Origin of the sequence: Pseudomonas xanthosomatis, from assembly GCF_019139835.1 — a bacterium.
Classification (GTDB): Bacteria; Pseudomonadota; Gammaproteobacteria; order Pseudomonadales; family Pseudomonadaceae; genus Aquipseudomonas; species Aquipseudomonas fakonensis.
This window is the reverse complement of record NZ_CP077075.1, coordinates 5,315,804-5,330,372: the sequence shown is the minus strand read 5'-3', so window position 1 is coordinate 5,330,372 and position 14,569 is coordinate 5,315,804. Positions and strand designations below refer to the sequence as shown.

The window sequence follows — 14,569 nt, the reverse complement described above, 5'->3', positions numbered from 1 at the left end:
GCAGCCCGAAAGGGCTGGGTGATCTCCTACAGCAGATGCTCTTAGTGCTGTAGATCGGCCATGCGCTGCAACACCGCATGCAGCCCGTTGGCACGCGACGGCGATAGCTGGCGTTCCAGCCCCAACTGGGTGAACCATGCGCCCAGGTCCAGCCCGGCCAACTCCTCATTGGCCAATCCCTGCACCCGTACCAGCAACAGCGCCAGCAACCCTCGCAGCAGCCTTGCATCACTGGCCGCCTTGAAGCGCCACTGGCCCTCGAGCTGTTCGGCTACCAGCCACACCAGGCTCTCGCAGCCGTGCACTCGGTTGGCTTCGCTCTTGTCGCGCTCATCCAGCGGCTCCAGCCGCTCGCCCCACTGCATCAGAAGGCGCGCACGCTGTTCCCAGCCCCGTGCCTGCTGGAAGCTTTCCAGCGCCTGGCTGGCATCTGCTGACAGGCTCACCGCAACAGCTCCAGGCCCTGGTCGAGGGCATCGAAGAAGCGTTGCAGGTCATCGCTGTCGCTGTACAAGCCTAACGACACGCGGATCGCCCCCTCCAGCCCCAGGCCCTTGAGCAGCGGCATGGCGCAGTGATGCCCGGCGCGCACGGCAATACCCTGCTCGGTCAGCAGGTGGGCGATGTCGGCGTTATGCACCCCTTCGATGACGAAGCTGGCCAGCGCAGTATCGGGTGCCCCCAGTACACGGATGCCTTCGCGATCGGCCAGGCCGCGTAGCAGCAACTGGTGCAGGCTGGTTTCGTGCTTGTGCACGGCATCGGCGTCGAGGCTGGCCAGGTAGTCCAGGGTCGCCCCCAGGCCGATCACACCGGCAATCGGTGGCGTACCGGCTTCTAACCCCAACGGCGCGGGGCGAAAGCTTGCGCCCTGGTAGTCGGCCAGTTGCACCATCTCGCCGCCGAATTGCCAGTGGCGCAGCAGCGCCAGCGCCTGTGGCTGCCCATAGAGCACGCCGACCCCATCCGGGCCGTACAACTTGTGGCTGGAGAACACATAGAAATCGCAGCCCAGTTGCTGCACGTCATGCCGGCCATGGACCACCCCCTGTGCGCCATCGACCACGGTCAATGCGCCCTGGGCGCGGGCATGGTTCAGCAGCGGCGCCAGCGGCTGCCAGGTGCCGAGCACGTTGGACAGCTGGCTGAGCGCCAGCAGGCGGGTGCGCGGGCCGATCAGTTGCAAGGCTTGGTCGAGGTCGATGCAACCGCGCTCGTTGAGCGGCAGTACCACCAGCTTCAGGTTGCGCCGCTGCGCCAGTTGCTGCCAGGGCAGCAGGTTGGCGTGGTGCTCCAGGGCGCTGATGGCGATTTCATCACCCGCCTCGAAGCGGTGTTCCAGGCCGTATGCCAGCAGGTTCAGTGCCGAGGTGGCGCCGTGGGTGAAGACGATTTGCCGCGATTCGGCGGCGTTGAGCCAGGCGGCGATCTTGTCGCGGGTCCCCTCGAAGGCCTGGGTGGCCAGGGCGCCGGGCAGGTGCTGGGCACGGTGCACGTTGGCTGCGCCATGGCCGTAGTAGTGGCTTAGCGCATCAATCAGGGCCTGGGGCTTCTGGGCGGTGGCGGCGCTGTCCAGGTAAGTCTGGTGCTGCCGTTGCAGGGCGGCGATGGCGGGGAAATCGGCACGCCAGGGGGAGGGCTGGAACATGGTCGCAAAGGCCTGGAATGAAAATCGGGTCTGACGCTTGAGCGCCAGACCCGATGTTAACACTTCAAACCGGCAGGTTCTCAGTTGTGGGCGTGCAGCGCCTCGTTCAGCTCGATGGCCGACTTGTGGGTTTTGCACTCCACCGCGCCGTTCAGCGAGTTGCGGCGGAACAGCAGGTCGGTCTGGCCGGCCAGGTCGCGAGCCTTGACCACTTTGACCAGCTGGTTGTTCTCATCCAGCAGGTTCACCTTGGTGCCGGCGGTGATGTACAGGCCGGCCTCGACGGTGTTGCGGTCACCCAGCGGGATGCCGATACCGGCGTTCGCGCCGATCAGGCAGCCTTCGCCGACCTTGATGACGATGTTGCCGCCACCGGACAGGGTGCCCATGGTCGAGCAGCCGCCGCCCAGGTCCGAGCCCTTGCCGACGAATACGCCAGCGGAGACGCGGCCTTCGATCATGCCCGGGCCTTCGGTGCCGGCGTTAAAGTTGACGAAGCCTTCGTGCATGATGGTGGTGCCTTCGCCGATGTAGGCGCCCAGGCGCACACGGGCGGTGTCGGCGATACGCACGCCGGCCGGTACCACGTAGTCGGTCATCTTCGGGAACTTGTCCACCGAGAACACTTCCAGCAGCTCGCCCTTAAGGCGCGCTTCCAGTTGCAGCTCGGCCAGCTCGGCCAGGTCGACGGCGCCCTGGTTGGTCCAGGCCACGTTCGGCAGCAGCGGGAAGATACCGGCCAGCGATACGCCGTGCGGTTTGACCAGGCGGTGCGACAGCAGGTGCAGCTTCAGGTAGGCCTCGGGGGTGGAGGCCAGCGCTGCGTCTTCGGCCAGCACGGTGGCGACCAGCGGCTTGTGGCTTTCTGCCAGGCGGGTCAGCAGTGCGGCCTGGGCGGCATCGACGTCCTTCAGGGCTACGGCCAGCTGGGCTGCCTGGGCGTTGCTGAAGGCGATGGCCTGGTTGCCGGCCTCATAGCCGAGGATCGGCGCAACGGCGGCGACCAGCTCAGGCGAAGGGTTGAGCACGGGCTGCGCGTAGAAGACTTCCAGCCAGGCGCCCTGGCGGTTCTGGGTGCCGACGCCGAAGGCCAGGCTGAACAGGGTATTGGACATGTGATTACCTCGTACGAAATAGGGTGGGGGCTCAGGCCAGGGCGGCGGCGTACAGGTCGGGCTTGAAGCCCACCAGGGTGCGCTCGCCAAGCTCGAGCACCGGGCGCTTGATCATGGATGGCTGGGCCAGCATCAGTTCGACGGCCTTGGCCTGGTCGAGGTCGGCCTTGCTGACGTCGTCGAGCTTGCGGAAGGTAGTGCCGGCACGGTTGAGGATGGTTTCCCAGCCGTGTTCGCTGCACCAGCGGTTCAGGCTGTCACGGTCGATGCCTTGAACCTTGTAGTCGTGAAAATCGTAGGCGATGGCCTTGTCTTCGAGCCAGGTACGCGCCTTTTTCATGGTGTCGCAGGCTTTGATGCCGTAGAGCGTGTAGGTCATTGTGTGCATTGAGGCCACAGGCTGCCCCAATTTCTCCGTATCCGAATGTCAGTCGCGGGATTATGCGGGAAGCATCCTCGCGGCGCCACGCCCATGGCGCCCATGTTCATTGCATGAAGGCTGGCTCAGGCGACCAGGCGTCGCAGAGCCGATGATCTCATCGCCATGTTGCTGTTCGGCGGTGCGCAGGTCGAAGGCGCTTTGCAGGTTGAGCCAGAACTCGGGGGTGGTGTCCAGGCAGATGGACATACGCGCGTGAGCAGTATGGTAAAAGTCAGTGAGTATCATCATGTTACATATTTACCCGCCACCTGCGACTATGGTGCAGCGGCCCACATTCACAGTGCGCCGCTAACATATTGTTTCAATGGCGATGTCTCGCCCCTGTTGTCGTTCTTGATTTACAAAGGAAGCCTCACGGATGCAGTCCGCCTACACCGTCCTCATCCTGCTGACGCTGGTCAGCCTGTCGAAATTGGTCGGACGGATGATCCCGCTGCCCTTGCCGCTGGTGCAGATTGCCGCCGGTGCCTTGCTCGCCTGGCCGACCCTGGGCTTGCATGTGGCCCTGGACCCTGAGTTGTTCCTGTTCCTGTTCCTGCCGCCGCTGCTGTTCGCCGACGGCTGGCGCATCCCCAAGCGCGAGCTGTGGCGCATTCGCGGGCCGGTGGTGGCGTTGGCGGTGGGGCTGGTGCTGTTCACCGTGGTGGGGGCGGGCTACTTCATCCACTGGCTGTTGCCGAGCATCCCGCTGCCGGTGGCCTTCGCCCTGGCTGCGGTGTTGTCGCCCACCGACGCCGTGGCGGTGTCGGCCATCACCCAGGACCGCCTGCCCACGCCGCTGATGCACATGCTGCAGGGCGAGGCGCTGATGAACGATGCCTCGGGCCTGGTGACCTTCAAGTTCGCCCTGGCCGCGGCCATTACCGGGGTGTTCTCGCTGACCGACGCCAGCCTGAGCTTCGTGCTGGTGGCCCTGGGCGGGCTGGCGGTGGGCGTGGCCCTGAGCTGGCTGATCGGCCGCCTGCGCGCCTGGATGATCGCCCGTGGCTGGGACGACCCCGCCACCCATGTGGTGTTCATGCTGTTGCTGCCGTTCGCCGCTTATGTGCTGGCCGAGCGCCTGGGCGTCTCGGGCATCTTGTCTGCTGTGGCCGCCGGCATGATGCAGAGCTGGCTTGACCTGCTGCCCCGGCAGACCAGCACGCGCCTGCTCAACCGCAGTGTCTGGTCGCTGCTCGAATTTGCCTTCAACGGGCTGATCTTCTTGCTGCTGGGCCTGCAACTGCCGGACATCATCAAGGCAGTGGTCAGCCACGAGGCGACGGTGTGGCCGACCTTGGCGTATCGCTGCCTGGACGTGATGGCGATCTTCGCTGCGTTGATTTTGCTGCGGTTCATCTGGGTGCAGAGCATCTGGCGTTCGATCGGCGTGGTGCGGCGTTGGCGGGGCAAGCCAGCGCTGGTGCTGATGCCGACGGCGCGCTCGTGCTGGTTGCTGACCTTGGGCGGTGTGCGCGGGGCGGTGACCTTGGCCGGTGTGATGTCGGTGCCGCTGTTGATCGGCGCGGGCCAGGCGTTCCCCGAGCGTGACCTGCTGATTTTCATCGCTGCGGGGGTGATTCTGCTGTCGTTGATCAGTGCCTGCATTGCGCTGCCGATCTTGTTGCGCGGGATCACCAAGAGCCCGGACGAGCGCTTGCATCAGGAAGTGCAGGAGGCCTGGCGGCGTACGGCGGAGGCCGCGATCCATGCGCTGGAAGCCGAGGAGGTGGTCGACGCCAGTGCGCCCCAGGATGCGGCGCAGGCAGCCATGGCAACCGAACTCAAGGCGCGGTTGATGGCCGAGTACCGCGATGAACTGGATAGCTATAACGACACCGCCGAGGCGCGGGCGCTGGCCGAGCAGATGGACCTGCTCGAGCGGCGCTTGCGCTTGCGTGCGCTGCGGGCGCAGCGGCTGGAACTATACAACTTGCACCGCCAGCACCTGGTGGGCGATGAAGTGGTGCGCCAGGTGCTGGGGGAGCTGGATATGAGCGAGGCGAACCTGGGGCAGGTCCGGTAGGTCGCGCTCAGTTGTCGACCGCGTATCGCCCTGGGTAGATCATGCCGACGAACTGCTTGTCTTTTGCGCTCAGCGTTTGGTTCCAGGTCGTTGAGTGTTCGCTGAATGCATGCGACCGGTTGACCGGGTAATGCATGATCGATCGGCTGTCGTAGCGCAAGGTGATCCTCGGCTGGTAGGTCATGGGCTCATAATTTTGCCTGATCAGCCGCGCCAGGGTGTCGTCGAAGCCTGGCGCGCAGCGCTGTGCGTCGGTGAATCGCGCTGAAATGTGGTTGCGCAGCCCTTCGTAGTCCCAGCGAATGGCCGCGTCAGGGTGCTGGTGTTCGTGGTAAAGCCCCAGCGCATGGCCGAACTCGTGCAGCACTTTGGCGGTGAAGTCCGGATCACTCGGCTTTACCCCAAGTGTCATGGTCTCGCCGGCAGGGTCGCTGCGGTATCTGCCGTAATCGCTCTGGTTCAGATGCTGCGGGGCGTCGGTACGGATGACGATGTCTGCTTCAGGCTGGTCGTTATCGAGCAACAGGAAGCTCAGGTTGGCGTATGCCAGCCACTGCTGGCCAATGTCGAAGATGCGTTGGCGCAGTGCAGGGTCGGGCGTACCCAGAAACGAGACCCGCAGCGTTTTTGCGTTGGGCCAGAAGGCCTCGGGCAGGCCGACGGAGCGCTTGCTGCGGTTGGGGGTGGCGCGAGCCTTGCTTTGCATGGCCTGGCGCAGTTCGTGGACGGTTCTTTCCAGCAGTGGATCGTGCATGCAGCTTGCCTCCATATCAAGGAGGGCACAGGTTGCGCCAGGCGGTGTGGCGGCATGCGGTATCTATATGCAACTCTGGCTCGGCCGGGTGGCCGGACCAGGTGGCATAGGGTTGCGCTGGACGGTTGGCTCCCACAGGTACGGCGCTTGGTTCGGGCTTCGCGCCCCCTGTAGGAGCCGGCTCCTACAGGGGGCGCGCTAGATTTTGGAAATTGAACAAGACAGTTGCTGGACTCTTTGGCGCGGGTCAGCGGCTTTGCAGGAACGTGCGAATCCGCTCGGCCGCCTCGATGCACTCGGCCAACGGTGCCACCAGCGCCATGCGCACACGCCCGGCCCCCGGGTTCACGCCATCCACCTCACGGGACAGGTACGAGCCCGGCACCACGGTCACATGCTCGGCCTCGAACAGGTCACGGGTGAAATCGGCATCGCAGCCCGGCACCTTGGCCCACAGGTAGAAGCTGCCGTCGGGGCGCTGCACGTCCATCACCGGTTGCAGAATGCGCAGCACCGCGTCGTACTTGGCACGGTACTGGTCGCGGTTCTCGCGCACGTGGGCTTCGTCGTTCCAGGCGGCGACGCTGGCCAGTTGCGTCTGCACCGGCATGGCGCAACCGTGGTAGGTGCGGTACAGCAAAAACGGCTTGATGATGCCGGCATCACCGGCGACGAAGCCCGAGCGCAGGCCCGGCAGGTTGGAACGCTTGGACAGGCTGTGGAACACCACGCAGCGCGCAAAATCGCTGCGGCCAAGCTCGGCGCAGGCGCTCAGCAGGCCAGGTGGCGGGGCGCCTTCGTCGAAGTACAGCTCGCTGTAGCACTCGTCGGCGGCGATCACGAAGTCGTACTGGTCCGCCAGGGCGATCAGCTTTTTCAGGGTGTCCATCGGCACCAGGGCACCGGTGGGGTTGCCCGGGGAGCACAGGAACAGGATCTGGCAGCGCTTCCAGACTTCGGCCGGCACGGCGTCGAAGTCGGGGTTGAAACCGTTGTCTTCCAGGCATGGCAGGTAGTGCGGGGTCGCGCCGGCCAAAAGCGCTGCGCCTTCGTAGATCTGGTAGAACGGGTTGGGGCTGACCACCAGGCCGTCATCGGCGCGGTTGACCACGGCCTGGGTGAAGGCGAACAGCGCTTCACGGGTGCCGTTGACCGGCAGGATATGGCGCTCGGCGTCGAGCCAGCCGGCGGGGACGTTGAAGCGCCGTTCGCACCACTGGCCGATGGCCTGGCGCAGGGCCGCAAGGCCCAGGGTGCTGGGGTAGACCGCCAGCTTGTCGAGGTTGTCGGCCATGGCTTTGGCGACGAAGGCTGGCGATTCGTGCTTCGGCTCACCGATCGACAGGGCGATGGCGCGTTTGTCTGCCGCAGGCTTCACAGTGCCCAGCAGGGCGCGCAGTTTCTCGAACGGGTAGGGCTGAAGCTGGGTCAGGGCGTGGTTCATCGGCGCAAGGTCTCGTTAATCGTCTAATCGTTAAAAGGTCACGCGGGTCGGGCTGGCGTCGCTGGCCTGGCCGGCTTGCAGCTGCTGCACGATGGCCTCCTGCAGGCGGCTGCACAGCTGCGGGTCGGACAGCGGCTGGTTGTCGGCGTCGGTGATGAAGAACACGTCTTCCACCCGCTCGCCCAGGGTGGCGATCTTGGCGTTCTGCAGCGACAGGTCGAACTCCAGGAAAATCCGCCCGATGCGCGCCAGCAGGCCGGGGCGGTCGGGGGCGGTGATCTCGAGGATGGTCACCGGGCGCTGGGCGTCGTTGAGGATGGTCACCTGCGGGGCGAAGTTGAAGTGCTTGAGCTGGCGCGGTACCCGGCGCTGGATGATGGTCGGGTAGTCCTCGGGGTTGCGCAGCGCTTCGGTGAGGCCGTCGCGGATCTGCTTGACCCGCTGCGGGTTGTCGCCGATCGAGCCGCCGTCGTTGTCGAGCACTATGTAGGTGTCGAGGGTGAACTGGCTGCTCGAGGTGATGATGCGGGCGTCGTGGATGTTCAGGTTGAGCTGCGACATCGCCGCCACGGTCACGGCAAAGAAGTCGTGCTGGTCGGGGGCGTAGATGAAGATCTGCGTGCCGCCCTCGAACTCGCGCTGGGTGGTTTCCTTGATCAGCACCAGAGGCCCGCCGTCGGCCGGTTGCTGCAGGATGGCGTCGGTGTGCCAGGCCACATCGGCGGCGTTGTGCTTGAGGAAGTAGTCATCGCCCAGTTGCGACCACAGCTGCTCGACATCGTCCGGGTCGATGCCTTCGCGCACCAGGATGTCCAGCGCGGCGCTTTGCGTCTGGCGGATCTGCTCCTCGCGGTCCAGCGGGTTTTCAAGGCCGCGGCGTAGTGCGCGCTTGGTCTCGGTGTACAGCTGGCGCAGCAGGCTGGCGCGCCAGGAGTTCCACAGGCTGGGGTTGGTGGCGTTGATGTCGGCTACGGTCAGCACATAGAGGTAGTCCAGGCGCGTCTCGTCGCCCACATGCAGGGCGAAGTCGTTGATCACCTGCGGGTCGGAAAGGTCCTTGCGCTGGGCGGTGGTGGACATCACCAGGTGGTTCTGCACCAGCCAGACGATCAGCCGGCTGTCCCAGGCCGGTAACTGGTGGCGCTCGCAGAACGCCTGGGCGTCTACGGCGCCGAGCTCGCTGTGGTCGCCCTGGCGGCCCTTGCCGATGTCGTGGTACAGCCCGGCGAGGTAGATCAGCTCGGGCTTGGGCAGGCGGCCCATGAGCTTGCTGGCCAGCGGGAATTTCTCCGACACCGGGGTGTACTGCAGCTTGCGCAGGTGCTTGATCAGGTTGAGGGTGTGGGCATCGACCGTATAGATGTGGAACAGGTCGTGCTGCATCTGCCCGACGATCAGGCCGAACTCCGGCAGGTAGCGGCCGAGGATGCCGTAGCGGTTCATCCGCCGCAGGTTGCGGTGGATGCCGATCTCGCACTTGAACAGCTCGATGAACAGGCTGGTGTTGCGGATGTCGCTGCGGAACTTGTCGTCGATCAGGTGGCGGTGTTCGCGCAGCAGGCGCACGGTGTCGGCACGCACGCCCTTGATCTCGGGGTGCTGGGCCATCAGCACGAAGATCTCCAGCATGGCGAACGGTGTGCGGCGGAATACGTTCTGGCTTACGGCTTCTATATAGCCGTCGTGCAGGCGAAAGCGCGCATTCAAGGGCTGCGTGGTGCCGCTGTCGTCATCGGCGAGGATGACCTCCTCGAAGTGCTGGATGATCAGGTCGCACAGCTGGCTGATGCTCATCACCACCCGGTAGTACTGCTGCATGAACTGTTCGATGGCGCGCTTGGGGTTGTCGTCGCTGTAGCCCAGCAGCGCGGCGATGCTGCGCTGGTGGTCGAACAGCAGTCGGTCTTCGGCGCGCCCGGCAAGCATGTGCAGGGCGTAGCGCACCTTCCACAAAAACGCCTGGGAGGAGGCCAGCAGCTCGTTTTCGCTTTCCAGCAAAAAGCCTTCGCCGGCCAGGGCGTGCAGGTTCAACGTACCGTATTGGCGGCGGGCCACCCACAACACCGTCTGGATGTCGCGCAGCCCGCCCGGCGAGCCCTTGACGTTGGGTTCGAGGTTGTACTCGGTATCGTTGTACTTGTGGTGGCGGGCCTTGAGCTCGGCGCGCTTGGCCAGGAAGAATTCGCGGCTGGGCCACATGTGCTCGGTGCTGGTGACCTCGAGCATGCGCTGGCGCAGGGATTCGGGGCCGGCGACGGTGCGGCTTTCCATCAGGTTGGTGATGATGGTCAAGTCGGCCCGGGCCTGCTCGGCGCATTCGTCGACCGTGCGCACGCTCTGGCCCACTTCCAGGCCAATGTCCCACAACAGGGTGAGAAAGCGCTCGATGGCCTCGCGGTACTGCTCGTGTTCGGCGGCGCCCAGCAAGATCAGCAGGTCGATGTCCGACCAGGGGTGCAGTTCGCCGCGCCCGTAGCCCCCCACCGCCACCAGGGCGATACCGTCCGGGTCGCCCCAGTCGAACTGGTTCCAGGCCTGTTGCAGGATATTGTCGACGAACCAGGCGCGGTCCTCGATCAGCCGGCGGATCTCGCGGCCCTCGCGAAAGCGCTTGTCGAGCACCTCGCCGGCCAGGCGGATGGCCTTCTTGAAGGCGGCGATGGGGCTCGCCTTGAGGGCCAGTTCCGCCTGGAACTGGCCGCGGTCGAACAGCTCGGGATCCACCTGGGGCATCGAGTCGCGTTCCTGTCTGTATGAGGGTCAGGCCGAGGTGCGCGGGATGGTGTCGTCCTTGCGCAGGGTGAAGATCTCGTAGCCGGTGGCGGTCACCACCAAAGTGTGTTCCCACTGCGCCGAGAGCTTGCGGTCCTTGGTGATGGCGGTCCAGCCGTCGCCCAGCACCTTGGTGTCGGCCTTGCCCTGGTTGATCATCGGCTCGATGGTGAAGGTCATGCCCTCTTTGAGCTCCATGCCGGTGCCGGCGCGGCCATAGTGGAGAATTTGCGGTTCTTCGTGGAACACCTTGCCGATGCCATGGCCGCAGAACTCGCGCACCACCGAGAAACCGTTCTTCTCGGCGTGCTTCTGGATCACTTCGCCGATATCGCCCAGGCGGCAGCCCGGCTTGACCAGCTCGATGGCCTTGTACATGCACTCCTGGGTGACTTTCGACAGGCGCTCGGCCCAGACCGGCACAGTGCCGACGTGGAACATGCGGCTGGTATCGCCGTGGTAGCCGTTCTTGATCACGGTGACGTCGATGTTCAGCGTGTCACCGTCCTTGAGCGGTTTGTCGTTGGGGATGCCGTGGCAGACCACATGGTTGATCGAGGTGCAGATCGACTTCGGGTAGCCCTTGTAGTTGAGGGGCGCCGGGATCGCCTGCTGGACGTTGACGATGTAGTCGTGGCACAGGCGGTCGAGCTCTTCGGTGGTGACACCGGGCTTGACGTGCTCTTCGATCATTTCCAGTACTTCGGCGGCCAGGCGGCCGGCGATGCGCATCTGCTCGATGTCTTCTGCAGTCTTGATGGTGACGGTCATTACAGGCTCTCTACGGCGCCGCGTACGGCGCGAACGAACGGGAAAGGCCGGATTCTACCAGAGCATGGCGCCGATCTGGCGGGATAAACCTGCGGATCCGGTGGTCTATTGAGGGCATTCTGGGCGCAAAACCCGGGTGCTGCAAAAGCCGCTGACGGACGCAGCACAATCCGGGTTCCGTTCGCCGCCGGTCTGTGGTATAAAATGCGCCGCTTTCAGGGGAGGTCCCTGGAAAGCCTAAACCCACACACGTGTCGACACGATGGCCTGGGTGCCCCGCTTGTTCGCAGGCGCGGGTTGGTCATTGGGATACGTGGAGGCCCAACCCGACTTATCAAGGAACTATCATGTCCCAAGTCAACATGCGCGATATGCTGAAGGCCGGTGTGCACTTCGGCCACCAGACCCGTTACTGGAACCCGAAAATGGGCAAGTACATTTTCGGCGCGCGTAACAAGATCCACATCATCAACCTGGAAAAAACCCTGCCGATGTTCAACGACGCTCTGTCGTTCGTAGAGCGCCTGGCCCAGGGCAAGAACAAGATCATGTTCGTCGGCACCAAGCGTTCCGCCGGCAAGATCGTCGCCGAGCAAGCTGCTCGTTGCGGTTCGCCATATGTTGACCACCGCTGGTTGGGCGGCATGCTGACCAACTACAAGACCATCCGCGCTTCGATCAAGCGTCTGCGCGACCTGGAAACCCAGGCCGAAGACGGCACCTTTGCCAAGCTGACCAAGAAAGAAGCCCTGATGCGCTCGCGCGACCTGGAAAAACTGGATCGCAGCCTGGGCGGTATCAAGGACATGGGTGGCCTGCCTGACGCTCTGTTCGTCATCGACGTTGATCACGAGCGCATCGCGATCACCGAAGCCAACAAGCTGGGCATCCCGGTTATCGGCGTTGTCGATACCAACAGCAGCCCGGAAGGCGTTGACTACGTCATCCCAGGTAACGACGACGCCATCCGCGCCATCGAGCTGTACATGACTTCGATGGCTGACGCCGTCATTCGCGGCCGCAACAACGTTGCTGGCGGCACCGAAGTCTACGCTGAAGAAGCGGCTGCACCTGCTGCCGAGTAATAGACGCTAGCGTCTGCTTGGCACGCAAAAAGGGGGCTTTGCCCCCTTTTTGCCACCTTGAAATCCTGCTGTCAGCAATGGCCCCGCATCATGGGTCGGCTGAGCTAAAAACAGCGGATTTGCAGAATTTAACGCCCGTGACCAACGGGTGGAATGGTTGAAAAACTTTCCAAGAGGATTTTGAAATGGCAGCAATTACTGCAGCGCTGGTCAAAGAACTGCGCGAGCGTACCGGCGAAGGCATGATGGATTGCAAGAAGGCCCTGGAAAAGGCCGGCGGCGACATCGAAAAAGCCATTGACGACATGCGTGCCTCGGGCGCCATCAAGGCCGCCAAAAAGGCTGGCAACGTTGCCGCCGAAGGCGCCATCGCCGTCAAGACCGACGGCAAAGCCGCCGTTCTGCTGGAAGTGAACTCGCAGACCGACTTCCTGGCCCTACAAGACGACTTCAAGAACTTCGTCGCCGAAAGCCTGGAAGAAGCCTTCGCCCAGAAGCTGACCGACGCCGCTCCGCTGATCGCCTCGCGCGAATCCGCTCGCGAAGCCCTGGTTGCCAAGTGCGGCGAAAACGTCAACATCCGTCGCCTGGTGCGCGTTGAAGGTGACGTTGTCGGCGCCTACCTGCACGGCAACAAGATCGGTGCTGTGGTTGTTCTGAAAGGCGGCGACGTCGAGCTGGCCAAGAACATCGCCATGCACGTTGCGGCTTCGAACCCTGAGTTCCTGGACGCGTCGGAAATCTCCGCCGAGGCCGTCGAGCGCGAGAAGAACGTCTTCCTGCAACTGAACGCCGACAAGATCGCCGGCAAGCCGGAAAACATCGTTGAGAACATGATCAACGGCCGTATCACCAAGTTCAAAGCCGAAGCCTCGCTGAAAGAGCAAGCTTTCGTCATGAACCCGGAAGTCAAAGTTGGCGAACTGGCCAAGAAAGCCGGTGCTGAAATCGTTTCCTTCACCTACTTCAAGGTTGGCGAAGGCATCGAGAAGCCGGTTGACGACTTCGCTGCCGAAGTTGCTGCCCAGGTAGCTGCTGCCAAGCAGTAAGACGGACTCGTCTGTCGCCCCAAAGAGGCTGCCCGCTCACGCGCGCAGCCTCTTTGTCAAAGCGGGAGCGGTTTACCAAACCGCTGCTCGCTGACGCAGAAGCTGCGTCAAGCTAGAGTGACTCGCGGGCGGAACGTGCCCGCCAGAATTTTACAAACGCCGCAGGAGAGATTCGCAATGGCTCAGCAGGGCAGTGGTCATCAGGCTCGCTATAAACGCATTCTACTCAAACTTAGCGGCGAGGCCCTGATGGGCTCGGAAGAGTTCGGGATCGACCCCAAGGTCCTGGATCGCATGGCCCTGGAAGTCGGCCAACTGGTCGGCATCGGTGTCCAGGTAGGTCTGGTGATCGGTGGCGGCAACCTGTTCCGTGGTGCGGCGCTCAGTGCAGCAGGTATGGACCGGGTCACCGGTGACCACATGGGCATGCTGGCCACCGTGATGAACGGCCTGGCCATGCGTGATGCGCTGGAGCGGGCGAACATTACCGCTATCGTCATGTCGGCTATCTCCATGGTGGGTGTGACCGACCACTATGACCGCCGCAAGGCCATGCGCCACCTCAACTCCAAGGAAGTGGTGATCTTCGCTGCCGGTACCGGCAACCCGTTCTTCACCACCGACTCCGCCGCTTGCCTGCGCGCCATCGAAATCGATGCCGACGTGGTATTGAAGGCAACCAAGGTCGATGGTGTATACACTGCAGATCCATTCAAGGACCCGCATGCCGAGAAGTTCGATCATCTGTCCTACGATGAAGTGCTGGATCGCAAGCTGGGTGTAATGGACCTGACGGCAATCTGCCTGTGCCGCGATCACAAGATGCCGCTGCGCGTCTTCAACATGAACAAACCCGGCGCCCTGCTGAACATCGTGCACGGCGGCGCGGAAGGAACCCTGATCGAGGAAGTTCAAAAATGATCAACGAAATCAAGAAAGACGCCCAGGATCGCATGAGCAAGTCCCTCGAGGCGCTGGCCCGCAACCTGGCGGCAATCCGTACCGGTCGTGCCCACCCAAGCATCCTCGACAGCGTCAAGGTCCCGGCCTGGGGTAGCGACATGCCGCTGAACCAGGTCGCCGCGATCACCGTTGAAGACGCCCGCACCCTGAAGATCGTCGCCCACGACAAGAACCTCAGCGCCGCCATCGAAAAGGCCATTCTGACCTCCGACCTGGGCCTGAACCCTTCCAGCGCCGGTACCACCATTCGCGTGCCGATGCCGGCCCTGACCGAGGAAACCCGCAAGGGTTACACCAAGCAGGCCAGCGGTGTTGCCGAAGACGCCAAGGTCGCTGTGCGCAACGTGCGCCGCGACGCCCTGGCCGACCTGAAAAAGCTCACCAAGGACAAGGAAATCAGCGAAGACGAAGAGCGTCGCGCTGCTGACGAAATCCAGAAGCTGACCGACAAGTTCGTTGCTGAAGTCGACGCTGCGTTCAAAGCCAAGGAAAAGGACCTGATGGCCGTCTAAGGCCGGGGT

13 protein-coding genes and 1 pseudogene are annotated in these 14,569 nt (G+C 63.5%); 5 read left to right on the top strand and 9 right to left on the bottom strand.

Annotation, left to right across the window (positions count from 1 at the left end):
• Window positions 1-41: 41 nt before the first annotated feature.
• The 5 genes and pseudogenes from KSS93_RS23555 to KSS93_RS23535 form a co-directional block, all read right to left on the bottom strand.
• Window positions 42-446 (bottom strand): SufE family protein, encoded by a 405-nt coding sequence (locus KSS93_RS23555; RefSeq protein WP_217886200.1) that lies wholly within the window; start codon window positions 444-446, stop codon window positions 42-44.
• Complete coding sequence (locus tag KSS93_RS23550; protein ID WP_217886199.1) at window positions 443-1,648, bottom strand: cysteine desulfurase; 1,206 nt, start codon at window positions 1,646-1,648, stop codon at window positions 443-445. The genes KSS93_RS23555 and KSS93_RS23550 overlap by 4 nt, the downstream gene beginning before the upstream one ends.
• An 80-nt stretch (window positions 1,649-1,728) precedes the next feature.
• Window positions 1,729-2,763: a 2,3,4,5-tetrahydropyridine-2,6-dicarboxylate N-succinyltransferase gene (dapD, locus tag KSS93_RS23545; protein WP_217886198.1), complete on the bottom strand. Its 1,035-nt coding sequence runs from the start codon at window positions 2,761-2,763 to the stop codon at window positions 1,729-1,731.
• A 31-nt stretch (window positions 2,764-2,794) separates the two neighbouring features.
• Window positions 2,795-3,142, bottom strand: a complete 348-nt coding sequence (locus KSS93_RS23540) for an ArsC family reductase (protein ID WP_217886197.1) — start codon at window positions 3,140-3,142, stop codon at window positions 2,795-2,797.
• Window positions 3,143-3,286: 144 nt separating this feature from the next.
• Window positions 3,287-3,394 (bottom strand): annotated as a pseudogene (locus KSS93_RS23535) (helix-turn-helix transcriptional regulator); the annotation flags it as partial.
• A gap of 169 nt (window positions 3,395-3,563) precedes the next feature.
• Between KSS93_RS23535 and KSS93_RS23530 the strand changes: the two are divergent.
• Window positions 3,564-5,210 (top strand): Na+/H+ antiporter, encoded by a 1,647-nt coding sequence (locus tag KSS93_RS23530; protein ID WP_217886196.1) that lies wholly within the window; start codon window positions 3,564-3,566, stop codon window positions 5,208-5,210.
• 7 nt (window positions 5,211-5,217) lie between these two features.
• Here the strand turns inward: KSS93_RS23530 and KSS93_RS23525 are convergent, their stop codons facing one another.
• The 4 genes from KSS93_RS23525 to map all read right to left on the bottom strand — a co-directional run bounded on the left by KSS93_RS23525 (window position 5,218) and on the right by map (window position 10,951).
• The gene (locus tag KSS93_RS23525) at window positions 5,218-5,964 is read right to left on the bottom strand and encodes a zinc metalloprotease (protein WP_217886195.1); all 747 of its coding nucleotides are present in this window, start codon (window positions 5,962-5,964) and stop codon (window positions 5,218-5,220) included.
• 247 nt (window positions 5,965-6,211) lie between these two features.
• Complete coding sequence (gene dapC / locus KSS93_RS23520; RefSeq protein WP_217886194.1) at window positions 6,212-7,408, bottom strand: succinyldiaminopimelate transaminase; 1,197 nt, start codon at window positions 7,406-7,408, stop codon at window positions 6,212-6,214.
• 30 nt (window positions 7,409-7,438) lie between these two features.
• Window positions 7,439-10,141 (bottom strand): [protein-PII] uridylyltransferase, encoded by a 2,703-nt coding sequence (locus KSS93_RS23515; protein ID WP_217886193.1) that lies wholly within the window; start codon window positions 10,139-10,141, stop codon window positions 7,439-7,441.
• A gap of 27 nt (window positions 10,142-10,168) precedes the next feature.
• Window positions 10,169-10,951, bottom strand: coding sequence for a type I methionyl aminopeptidase (map, locus tag KSS93_RS23510; RefSeq protein WP_217886192.1), 783 nt, complete (start codon window positions 10,949-10,951; stop codon window positions 10,169-10,171).
• Window positions 10,952-11,298: 347 nt separating this feature from the next.
• Between map and rpsB the strand changes: the two genes are divergently transcribed.
• The 4 genes from rpsB to frr all read left to right on the top strand — a co-directional run bounded on the left by rpsB (window position 11,299) and on the right by frr (window position 14,560).
• Window positions 11,299-12,036 (top strand): 30S ribosomal protein S2, encoded by a 738-nt coding sequence (rpsB, locus tag KSS93_RS23505; protein ID WP_217839970.1) that lies wholly within the window; start codon window positions 11,299-11,301, stop codon window positions 12,034-12,036.
• 185 nt (window positions 12,037-12,221) lie between these two features.
• Window positions 12,222-13,085 carry a translation elongation factor Ts gene (gene tsf / locus KSS93_RS23500; protein ID WP_217886191.1) on the top strand — a complete coding sequence of 288 codons (864 nt, stop codon included), beginning with the start codon at window positions 12,222-12,224 and terminating at the stop codon, window positions 13,083-13,085.
• A gap of 177 nt (window positions 13,086-13,262) precedes the next feature.
• A complete protein-coding gene (gene pyrH, locus KSS93_RS23495; protein WP_028690676.1) occupies window positions 13,263-14,006 on the top strand; it encodes a UMP kinase in 744 nt (247 codons plus the stop codon).
• Window positions 14,003-14,560 (top strand): ribosome recycling factor, encoded by a 558-nt coding sequence (frr, locus tag KSS93_RS23490; protein WP_217886190.1) that lies wholly within the window; start codon window positions 14,003-14,005, stop codon window positions 14,558-14,560. The genes pyrH and frr overlap by 4 nt, the downstream gene beginning before the upstream one ends.
• Window positions 14,561-14,569 lie beyond the last annotated feature (9 nt).